The 10,110-nt window shown below is 71.1% G+C and carries 12 protein-coding genes; 4 read left to right on the forward strand and 8 right to left on the reverse strand.

The features are described 5' to 3' along the window. The 5 genes from ETD96_RS46115 to rpsB form a co-directional block, all read right to left on the reverse strand. Positions 1–185, reverse strand: a 185-nt coding sequence (locus tag ETD96_RS46115; RefSeq protein ID WP_420884826.1) for a hypothetical protein, incomplete at its 3' end; no start/stop codon positions are given. After that, positions 185–742, reverse strand: a complete 558-nt coding sequence (gene frr / locus ETD96_RS33395; RefSeq protein ID WP_138640485.1) for a ribosome recycling factor — start codon at positions 740–742, stop codon at positions 185–187. The genes ETD96_RS46115 and frr, both read right to left, overlap by 1 nt. A gap of 74 nt (positions 743–816) precedes the next feature. Further along, positions 817–1,611 (reverse strand): UMP kinase, encoded by a 795-nt coding sequence (gene pyrH / locus ETD96_RS33400; RefSeq protein WP_138640476.1) that lies wholly within the window; start codon positions 1,609–1,611, stop codon positions 817–819. A gap of 56 nt (positions 1,612–1,667) precedes the next feature. Continuing rightward, positions 1,668–2,504, reverse strand: a complete 837-nt coding sequence (tsf, locus tag ETD96_RS33405; RefSeq protein WP_138640477.1) for a translation elongation factor Ts — start codon at positions 2,502–2,504, stop codon at positions 1,668–1,670. Positions 2,505–2,588: 84 nt separating this feature from the next. Then, entirely contained in the window at positions 2,589–3,554 is a 966-nt protein-coding gene (gene rpsB, locus ETD96_RS33410; protein WP_138640478.1) for a 30S ribosomal protein S2, read from the reverse strand. Positions 3,555–3,941: 387 nt separating this feature from the next. Here rpsB and ETD96_RS33415 point away from each other — a divergent pair, with 387 nt between their 5' ends. After that, entirely contained in the window at positions 3,942–4,640 is a 699-nt protein-coding gene (locus tag ETD96_RS33415) for a murein hydrolase activator EnvC family protein (RefSeq protein ID WP_138640479.1), read from the forward strand. A gap of 108 nt (positions 4,641–4,748) precedes the next feature. Here the strand turns inward: ETD96_RS33415 and ETD96_RS33420 are convergent, their stop codons facing one another. Continuing rightward, complete coding sequence (locus ETD96_RS33420; protein ID WP_240808407.1) at positions 4,749–5,660, reverse strand: tyrosine recombinase XerC; 912 nt, start codon at positions 5,658–5,660, stop codon at positions 4,749–4,751. 157 nt (positions 5,661–5,817) lie between these two features. Here ETD96_RS33420 and ETD96_RS33425 point away from each other — a divergent pair, with 157 nt between their 5' ends. The 3 genes from ETD96_RS33425 to dprA are packed head-to-tail and all read left to right on the forward strand — an operon-like array spanning position 5,818 to position 8,890. After that, positions 5,818–6,171 carry a YraN family protein gene (locus ETD96_RS33425; protein ID WP_138640481.1) on the forward strand — a complete coding sequence of 118 codons (354 nt, stop codon included), beginning with the start codon at positions 5,818–5,820 and terminating at the stop codon, positions 6,169–6,171. Next, positions 6,171–7,724 carry a YifB family Mg chelatase-like AAA ATPase gene (locus ETD96_RS33430; protein ID WP_138640482.1) on the forward strand — a complete coding sequence of 518 codons (1,554 nt, stop codon included), beginning with the start codon at positions 6,171–6,173 and terminating at the stop codon, positions 7,722–7,724. The genes ETD96_RS33425 and ETD96_RS33430 overlap by 1 nt, the downstream gene beginning before the upstream one ends. Beyond that, positions 7,721–8,890, forward strand: coding sequence for a DNA-processing protein DprA (dprA, locus tag ETD96_RS33435; protein WP_138640483.1), 1,170 nt, complete (start codon positions 7,721–7,723; stop codon positions 8,888–8,890). The genes ETD96_RS33430 and dprA overlap by 4 nt, the downstream gene beginning before the upstream one ends. A gap of 136 nt (positions 8,891–9,026) precedes the next feature. Here dprA and ETD96_RS33440 read toward each other — a convergent pair whose 3' ends face one another. Further along, positions 9,027–9,341 (reverse strand): DUF2469 domain-containing protein, encoded by a 315-nt coding sequence (locus tag ETD96_RS33440; RefSeq protein ID WP_138640484.1) that lies wholly within the window; start codon positions 9,339–9,341, stop codon positions 9,027–9,029. After that, on the reverse strand, positions 9,338–10,063 hold the full coding sequence (locus tag ETD96_RS33445) for a ribonuclease HII (protein WP_138640486.1): 726 nt from the start codon (positions 10,061–10,063) through the stop codon (positions 9,338–9,340). Before ETD96_RS33445 ends, ETD96_RS33440 begins: the two co-directional genes overlap by 4 nt. Positions 10,064–10,110 lie beyond the last annotated feature (47 nt).

Below are 10,110 nucleotides of genomic sequence, written 5' to 3' on the forward strand. Positions count from 1 at the left end.
GGGGACGCCTCAGGGGGCACCGCGGCGGTGGCGCCGGCGGACGGAACGTCCGCCGAGGGCGCCTGCTCAACGGATCCGTCCTGCTCAGAGGGCGAGTCCAGAGCTTCTCCGGGGGGTGGGCCGGCCATGTGGGCCTCCGGCTCGTCCGGGGAGCCGACGGGCTCCCCGGCATCGTCACGTTCCATCAAACTTCGAGCAGTTCGGCCTTCTTGTGCTCGAGCAGCTCGTCGATCTGCGCCACGTAGCGATGCGTCGTGTCGTCGAGCTCCTTCTCGGCACGCCGCACCTCGTCCTCACCGGCCTCGCCGTCCTTGGCGAGCTTGTCGAGGGCGTCCTTGGCGCGGCGCCGGATGTTGCGGATGGAGACCCGGCTCTCCTCCGCCTTCGTCCCGGCGACCTTGATGAGGTCCCGGCGGCGCTCCTCCGACAGCTCGGGGAACACGACCCGGATCACGTTGCCGTCGTTCGTCGGGTTGACGCCGAGGTCGCTGTCGCGGATCGCCTTCTCCACCGCCTGCGTGGACGACTTGTCGAACACCTGGACGATGACCATCCGCGGCTCGGGCAGCGTGAACGACGCGAGCTGGTTGATCGGCGTCGGCGTCCCGTAGTACTCGGCGGTGATCTTGTTGAACATCGCGGGGGTGACCCGGCCGGTGCGGATGGCCTGGAAGTCCTCCTTGGCGACCGCGACCGCCTTCTCCATCTTCTCCTCGGCCTCGAGGAGGGTCTCGTCGATCACTGTGACTCCCATGTCATCTGGTCGGCCCTGCTCCTGCGGTTGCACGGTGCGCTGGGCACCGGCGCGGACTGCGGTCAGCCCTGGGCCGGGCTGACCAGCGTGCCGATCTTCTCACCCCGGACGGCCCGGACGATGTTGCCCTGCCCCATGAGATCGAAGACCACGATGGGGAGCGCGTTGTCCATGCAGAGACTGATGGCCGTGGCGTCCATGACCTTCAGGCCCCGCTGTAGAACTTCACCGTAATCCAAACGGTCGAACTTGACCGCGTCTGGATTCTTTCGTGGATCGGCGTCGTACACACCGTCCACCTGCGTCGCCTTCAGCACCGCTTCCGCACCGATCTCCAGCGCGCGCTGGGCGGCGGTGGTGTCGGTGGAGAAGAAGGGCTGTCCGAGGCCCGCGCCGAAGATGACCACGCGGCCCTTCTCCAGGTGCCGTATGGCGCGCCTCGGGATGTAAGGCTCGGCCACCTGGCTCATGGTGATGGCGGTCTGCACCCGCGTGTCCAGCCCGAGCTTCTCCAGGAAGTCCTGCAGGGCGAGGCAGTTGATGACGGTGCCGATCATGCCCATGTAGTCGGCGCGGCCGCGGTCCATGCCGCGTTCGGCCATGACGGCGCCGCGGAACATGTTGCCGCCGCCGCAGACGACCGCCACCTGCACGCCGTCCCGGACGGCCTCGGCGATGGCCTCGGCGACGTGCTGGACGACCGCGGGGTCGATGCCGAGCGGGTCGCGTCCGGCGAACGCCTCGCCCGAGAGCTTCAGCAGGACCCGCTTCCAGCCGGCACGCGGCGCGTGCCCGCCGGGCGCGTGCCCGGCGGACGACGAGGCCGCCGTCGCGCTAGTGGTCGTCTTGTCCGGCACGTCGGCGGCCTCCTCGTTGCGTTGCGATGTCTCGGGTACCCGTCTCCAGAGTGCCCTTACGCCTGCCCGACCTTGAAGCGGGCGAAGCGGACGACCTTCACCCCGGCCTCGTCGAGGACCTTGGCGATCGTCTTCTTGTTGTCCTTCACGAACGCCTGCTCCACGAGGACGAAATCGCGGAAGTAGGCGTTCACCCGGCCCTCGACGATCTTGGGGATGGCCTGCTCGGGCTTGCCCTCGTCGCGGGTGAGCTGCTCGGCGAGCGCCCGCTCCTTCTCGATCGCCTCGGCGGGGATCTCCTCGCGGGTGAGGTACTTCGGCGCCATCGCGGCGATCTGCTGCGCGATGTCCTTGGCGACCTCGGCGTTCTCGCTGTCCAGTTCGACCAGCACACCGGTGGTCGGCGGCAGGGACGGGTCGGACTTGTGCAGGTAGCTGGCCACGTACGCGCCCTGGAAGTGGGCGAAGCGGCGCAGCTCCAGCTTCTCGCCGATCTTGGCGCTGTTCTCCTCGATCAGGGCCTGGACGGTCTTGCCGGGCTCGATCTCGGCGCCGAGCAGCGCGGCGGCGTCGGCGGCGCCGCTGCCGGCGGCGAACTCGACAAGGCGCTGGGCCAGCTCGATGAACTGCGCGTTCTTGGCGACGAAGTCGGTCTCGCAGTTGAGCTCCAGCAGCGAGCCGTCGCCCGAGCCGTTGAAGTGCTCGGCGACGAGGCCGTTGGCGGCGGTGCGCTCGGCGCGCTTGCCGACGTCCTTGGCGCCCTTGAGACGCAGCAGCTCGGTCGCCTTCTCGAAGTCGCCGTCCGCCTCGGTGAGGGCGTTCTTCACGGCCATCATGCCGGAGCCGGTCAGGTCGCGGAGCCGCTTGACGTCAGCGGCGGTGAAGTTGGCCATCGCTCTCTTCGCTTCTCTCGTCGTTGGTCGTGGGACCCGCGACGGTCCCGGCGGCCCCGCGCGGGGGCCGCCGGGACCGCGGGATCAAGCCTGCTCGGCCTCGGCGGCCTGCGGAGCCGCCTCCGGCGCCTGCTCGGCCTGCGCCTGCTCAGGCTGAGCCTGCTCGGGCTGGGCCTGCTCGGCCGGAGCGGACTCCTCGGCGGGCGCGGCGGCCGGCGCGGCCTCGGCGCTCGCGGCGGCGTCCGCCGGGGCCTCGGCCTGCTTGTTCTCCAGCAGGTCGCGCTCCCACTCGGCCAGCGGCTCGGCGGCGCCCGCCGCCTGCTCGGCCGGCTTCTCGTCCCCGCCGGTCGCGGCGCCCGCGCGGGCGAGCAGACCGTCGGCGACGGAGTCGGCCACCACGCGGGTCAGCAGGCTGACGCTGCGGATGGCGTCGTCGTTGCCGGGGACCGGGTAGTCGACCTCGTCGGGGTCGCAGTTGGTGTCGAGGATCGCGACGACCGGGATGCCGAGCTTCTTGGCCTCGTTGACCGCGATGTGCTCCTTCTTGGTGTCCACGATCCAGATGGCGCTCGGAACCTTCGCCATGTCGCGGATACCGCCGAGGGTGCGCTCCAGCTTGTCCTTCTCGCGGCGCAGGCCGAGGAGCTCCTTCTTGGTCATGCCGGAGCCGGCCACGTCGTCGTAGTTGATCTCCTCCAGCTCCTTGAGCCGGGTGAGACGCTTGTGGACGGTGGAGAAGTTCGTGAGCATGCCGCCCAGCCAGCGCTGGTTCACGTAGGGCATGCCGACCCGGGCCGCCTGCTCGGCGATGGACTCCTGGGCCTGCTTCTTGGTGCCGACGAACAGGATCGTGCCGCCGTGGGCCACGGTGGCCTTGACGAACTCGAACGCGCGGTCGATGTAGGACAGCGACTGCTGCAGGTCGATGATGTAGATGCCGTTGCGCTCGGTGAGGATGAAGCGCTTCATCTTCGGGTTCCACCGGCGGGTCTGGTGGCCGAAGTGGACGCCGCTCTCAAGGAGCTGCCGCATGGTGACGACGGGTGCCATTGCCCGTGCTCTCCTTCTCTGGCCCTGCCGGGCCGCATTTGGTTGTCTGCCTGCGCCCGGGTGCCGTCCCACCGTCGCCGAGGCGACGGACCGAGGGACTGCGCCCCACCAAGCACTTCGGTGGCATGCGGACGCGTGAAATCAGCCGCCATGGGCATCCCAGGCGGCTGGCCCGTTGCCGGGTCTGGGCCTGTCCGTTCCGGGAGCGGCTTCTCGTCTCCCCGCCCGGAGGCGGGTCGATGACGGCCTGGCCCTGGCCGGTGTCCTTTCGGGCACGCCTACAGATTATCAGGGCGCCGAGGCGTCCGGGCATCAACGGCCGGGGCGGTTATCCACAGTCCGGCGAACGTATCGACCCGGTGGCCCCGGCCCGGCAGGCTGCGCTGCATGACGCTGCTCACACTGCTGCTCACCTGCATGATCACCATCGGCGCACCGGGCCTGGACGCCTGGCGCTGGCCGTTAGGTCCGCCCGCGCCGCAGGTCGTCCGGGCCTTCTCGCCGCCGTCGACGCCGTGGGGCGCCGGCCACCGCGGCGTCGACCTCGCGGGGCGCCCCGGGCAGGCCGTCCACGCCGCCGCACCGGGCCGCGTCTCCTACGCCCACCGCCTGGCCGGACGCGGCGTCGTGGCGATCGATCACGGTCTGCTGCGCACGACGTACCTGCCCGTCGTCCCCAGCGTGCATGTGGGGAGCCACGTCACTTCCGGAGCCCGGATCGGCGTCCTGGAGAACGGGCTGCACCACTGCCGCGTCCCCTGCCTGCACTGGGGCCTGCGCCGCGGTGGCCTGTACCTGGATCCGATCAGCCTCGTCCGGCGCCAGGTGCGCCTCCTTCCTCGCTGGACGCAGCCCGCGCCGTCCCGCAGCGCCGCTCCGTCCCAAGGCGCCGCCCCGGAGGAGCCCACCACCCGCTTCGTCTTGCGCGACGCCACCACGGCGACGGGCGGCGCGCTGACGGGCATGGCGCTGACACTGTCCGTGGCCTTCGCATGGCGCCGCTTCCGCTTCCGCCGCCACCGCCGCCGTCCCCCGCCGGGCGTGATCGACCTCGCCCAAGAACGCCGCCTGCGCCGCACCCCCTGACGCTGCTCGCGTCCACAATCCACCCCCGAACGCTGCCGCCCGCCCGGCTTCCGCGCACCGAACCCGGGCGGCAGCTGCGTGCCGCTGGGCAGGGCGCACACCGGGTCCTCAGTCGGGTTGGGCGCCGCGGGGGTGGGCCTGGCGGTGGACCTGTTTCAGCCGCTCGGCCGAAACGTGGGTGTAGAGCTGGGTGGTCTGGAGGGAGGCGTGGCCGAGGATCTCCTGGACGCTCCGCAGGTCGGCGCCGCCTTCCAGGAGGTGGGTCGCGGCGCTGTGGCGTAGTCCGTGGGGGCTCAGGTCGGGGACTTCGCCCACTTCGGAGATCCGCGCGTGGACGATACGGCGTGCGCTCGTCGGATGGAGGCGTCCGCCTCGCACGCCCAGGAAGAGCGCTGGGCCGCTGTCCTCCGTAGCGAAGGCGGGGCGTCCTGCGCGCAGCCAGTCCTGGACGGCACGGACGGCCGGCTCTCCCACCGGGACTACACGTTCGCGTCCACCCTTGCCAAGGACGCGGACGGTCGCGCGCCCGGTGTCCAGGTCGTCGATGTCGAGCCCGCACAGTTCGCTGACGCGGACGCCCGTCCCGTAGAGCACCTCCAGCACGGCCAGATCACGGAGCCCGAGGGGGCCTTGAGCGTCCATCGTGTCGAGCAGCCGCGCCGCATCGCCCTGCGTGAGGACGCTGGGGAGATCGCGCTGCCGTTTCGGTGTCCCCAGAAGCAGCCCGGGATCGTCCCTAAGGAGCCCGCGCCGGTGCAGGTGCCGGGTGAAGGCGCGGGCGGCGGCCGTGCGGCGGGCCAGAGTCGCACGGGAGCGTCCCAGCGCATGCTGACGCGCGAGCCAGGCCCGGAGTATCGAGATGTCCAGTTCAGCGGGGTCACTGACCCCGGCGACGGCGACATAGGCGCACAGGTCGGACAGATCTCCCAGGTAGGCCCGCAGCGTGTGCGGCGAAACGTCGCGTTCGGCGCGGAGATGGCGGCCGAACGCGGCTACGGCGTCCTCCAGCGCGTTGGTCACAGCCGTCACGCTGCGCCAACGGCCCGGCCGGCGCAAGCACCGACCTGCGCTTTCGCGCAAACTGCCGTGATCTCCAGCCGGGTTATCCACAAGTAGTCATTCTTTCGTCACGCAAAGTCATAGCCCGGCAACGTCATTGGCCGGAGGTGAGGCATCCATGAAGGCTCACATCAGGCTCGGCCGACGCGGCGAAGCGGCCGCGGCCGACTACCTCGCCGGCCTCGGCTGGAAGATCCTCGACCGCAACTGGCGCTGTTCCGAGGGCGAACTCGACATCGTCGCCCACGACGGCCGCAGGCACATCGTCTGCGAGGTCAAGACCCGCCGCTCGGCACGGTTCGGCGATCCGGTCGAAGCGGTCACCGCCGAGAAGGCGGCCCGGTTACGGCGGCTCGCATTGCGGTGGGCCGCGTCTCAGGGGGTCAGCGGTGCGCTCATACGGGTGGACGTCCTCGGGCTGACCTGCGACGGCGACGGGTTCTCGATCGACCACCTGCGGGAGGTCTGCTGATGACGCTCGCCAAGACCCGCTCGGTGTCCCTGGTCGGCGTGGACGGCTTCGTCGTCGACGTGGAGGCGGCGATCACCAGCGGCGTCCCCGGCCTGCACCTGGTCGGCCTCCCCGACACGGCCCTTAGCGAGGCCCGTGACCGCGTCCGCGCCGCCATCTTCAATTCCGGCGAAGATTGGCCAAATCGACATGTCACGGTGTCGCTCTTTCCGGCGAGCATGCCGAAGAAGGGATCGACCTTCGACCTCGCCATCGCGATAGCGCTGCTCGCGGCGGCGGAGGTCGTCCCGCCGCGCAGTTGCGCGGGGCTGGTACTGATCGGGGAGCTCGGCTTGGACGGCCGCATCCGCCCGATCCAGGGCATCCTGCCCGCCGTGCTGGCCGCCGCCAACAGGGGGTGCCGCACGGTCGTCGTGCCGCAGGCCAACGCCGCCGAGGCCGAACTCGTCCCCGACATGCAGGTCGTGTCCGCAGGCACGCTGCGCGGCCTGCTGTGCATCCTGCGCGACGAGCCGCCGCCGATCGAAGACGACGAGGAGGACGACTTCGCCATCCCCGCGGACGGCTACGCCATCCGGCAGCAGGAGATCCCGCCCGACCTCGACCTGGCCGACGTCCGGGGGCAGGCCGAGGCCCGCCGGGCGCTGGAGATCAGCGCGGCGGGCGGCCACCACCTGTTCTTCGCCGGGCCCCCGGGGTGCGGCAAGACGATGCTCGCGGAGCGGCTGCCGACCCTGATGCCGCCCCTGGAGCCGGAGATCGCCCTGGAGGTCACCGCGATCCACTCGGTCGCCGGGACCCTCCGGCCAGGCCAGCCGCTGATCACCCAGCCGCCGTTCTACGCCCCGCACCACACCGCCTCCAGGGCGTCGATGGTCGGCGGCGGGTCGGGCCGCGTCCTGCAGCCCGGCGCGGTCTCCCTCGCCCACCGGGGGATCCTCTTCCTGGACGAAGCCCCGGAATTCCAAGGAGGCACGCTCGACGCCCTGCGGCAGCCGCTCGAAGAGGGCGTGGTGCGGATCTCCCGCATCGAGGGCATGGCGCACTTCCCCGCCCGGTTCACGCTCGTCCTCGCGGCGAACCCGTGCCCGTGCGCGGCGGCGAAGCAGATCGACTGCTCCTGCGCGCCCGGCATCCGGCGCCGATACGCCAGCCGCGTGACCGGGCCGCTCCTCGACCGCATCGATCTCAAGCTGGAGCTGACACCGGCGAGCCGTGCGGAGCTCCGCTACGACCTGGAGTTCGCCGAGTCCAGCAAGGTGGTCGCCGAACGCGTCCAGCTCGCCAGGGAACGGACGCGGCACCGCCTCGCCGAAACCCCGTGGCGCTCCAACGCCGAGGTTCCCGGCCCGGAGCTGCGCAGGCGCTTCACGCCGTCCGCCGAGGCGATGCGCGCGGCCGACGAAGCGCTGCAGCGCGGCACGCTGAGCGCCCGCGGTCTCGACCGCATCCTGCGGGTCGCCTGGACGATCGCCGACCTGGCGGGCCACGACGAGCCCGGCCCGGACGACGTCGGCGGTGCGCTCGCCCTCTGGTCGGCGGGGCGCCAATGAGCGACGAGAGGACCGCCCGCGCCACCCTCACGGCCGTCGCGGAGCCCGGCGACGCCTTCCTCAACCGAATCATCGACCACTGCGGCCCGGAGGGGGCCCTCGAAGCGGTCCGCACCTGCCGCCTCCCCAACGGCGTCGACGCCACCCTGAAGGAGGTCCAGCGCCTCGACCAGTGGCGGATCCGCCTGATCGCCGCCGAACCCGACCAGGACATGGCCGTCTGTGCCGGGTTCCGCGGACGCCTCATCTGCCCGGGAGATCCCGAATGGCCGACGACCCTCGACGACCTCGGCACCGGACGCCCCTACGCGCTGTGGCTGCGCGGCCCCGGCGACCTGCGCTATTCCTGCCTGCGATCGGTCGCCATCGTCGGTTCCCGCGCCGCGTCCCCCTACGGCCTGCGCGCCGCCGCCGACTTCGCTTCCGACCTGGCCGATGACGGCTGGACGGTCGTCTCCGGCGGCGCGCTCGGCATCGACGCGGCCGCCCACCGCGGCGCGCTGGCCGCCGACGGCCCCACGGTCGCCGTCCTCGCCAACGGGGTCGACGTCCCCTACCCGGCGTCCAACGAGGGGCTGTTCGCCGAGATGGCGCGGCGGTCACTGCTGGTCAGCGAGTCGCCGCCGGGGACGCATCCGCACCGGCTGCGCTTCCTCGTCCGGAACCGGGTGATCGCGGCCCTGTCGCGCGGCACGGTCATCGTCGAGGCCGAGGCCCGCAGCGGCGCCCTGAACACCGCCGGCTGGGCGTCCAAGCTGGGCCGGGTGGTCATGGCCGTGCCCGGCCCGATCACCTCACGCTCCTCGGTCGGCTGCCATCGGCTGCTACGGGAGGAGGGCGTCACACTGGTCACCCGCCCCGAGGAGATCATCGAGGCGGTAGGGCGCATCGGCGCGGACCTGGCGCCTCCGCCGAACACGCCCGTCCTCCCCCGCGACCGGCTCGAACCGGTGACCCGGACCGTCCTGGAGGCGTTCCCCTCCCGCGGCGCGACCGGCCCCGCGCAGCTCGCCGTCAAGGCAGGCGTCGACCTGCCCACCGTCAACGCCAAGCTGGGCTTACTGTCCGCTGCGGGTTTCATCGAGCGCGCCGCAGCCGGCTGGCGCCTGACCAAGTCCGGAAAAACCTCGCAGGGCCCGACCCCGTCTCCCGAGGAGCCGAAGTGACCCGCTCAACAACCCCGTCGCCACAGCAGAACCCCAACACCAGGACGGCGCACTCGCCTACCAGACCGCCACGTGCCGCCCCGACGACACCACGTCGATCACGCCGTCCCACACGGGCAGGGAGTCGTCCGCCAGATCACTCCTGGGAGGGAAGTTCGAAGTCGCTCTTGGCGAGTTCCTCGATGTTCACGTCCTTGAACGTGACGACACGCACGTTCTTAACGAAGCGGGCAGGACGGTACATGTCCCAGACCCACGCGTCCTGCATCGTGACCTCGAAGAAGACGTCGCCGCTGTCGGCACCGCGCACCTGAAGGTCGACCGAGTTCGTGAGATAGAACCTGCGTTCGGTCTCGACGACGTAGCTGAACAGCCCGAGGACGTCCCGGTACTCGCGATAGAGCTGCAGCTCCATCTCGGTCTCGTACTTCTCGAGATCCTCCGCGCTCACGCTCGTGCCCCCTCCGCGCAGCCCTCGTCGGAGACCTCCCCTTCGGTCTCCTCCACCACGGCCACATCCCCATTGTTGCGCAAGGCCCGCCCGACGTTGACGTAGGAGAACCGATGCTCCGGACATGGCCCGTGCGCGGCGAGCGCTTCGCCGTGCGCGCGAGTCACGTAGCCCTTGTGGACGTCGAAGCCGTACTCGGGGTAACGCTCATGGAGCCCGACCATGATCCGGTCTCGGGTGACCTTCGCGACGATGGACGCTGCCGCCACACAGGCCGCGACCTGATCGCCTTTGATCATCGCAAGGCCGGGCACGTCCAGACCTGGGACGGGGAACCCGTCGCTGAGCACATAGGCGGGCCGCTTGTCCAGCGCGGCCAGCGCCCGCCGCATCCCGGTGACATTGCACCGGTGAAGGCCGATCCGGTCGATGTCGTGGCACGGGATGATGATCGCGCTCCACGCGTACGCCCGCTTGATGATCTCCGCGTACAGCTCTTCCCGGCGCGCCGGCGTGAGCAGCTTCGAGTCGGTCAGGCCGTCGATCCGGCCGCGTCCACCCTGCAGCATGACCGCCGCGACCACCATCGGTCCCGCGCAGGCCCCGCGCCCCGCCTCGTCGACACCTGCCACAGGGCTGAACCCCCCGTGCGCCAGCGCGCGCTCATAGGCGAACATCCCGGCGTCCCGACGCGGGGTGAAGCGGAGTGGACGTCCCTTCATGCTCCGCAGCGTACGTCGCCGCGCCCCTTCGCCGCTCCCCGAATGCC

Source organism: Actinomadura geliboluensis (assembly GCF_005889745.1).
Classification (GTDB): Bacteria; Actinomycetota; Actinomycetes; order Streptosporangiales; family Streptosporangiaceae; genus Spirillospora; species Spirillospora geliboluensis.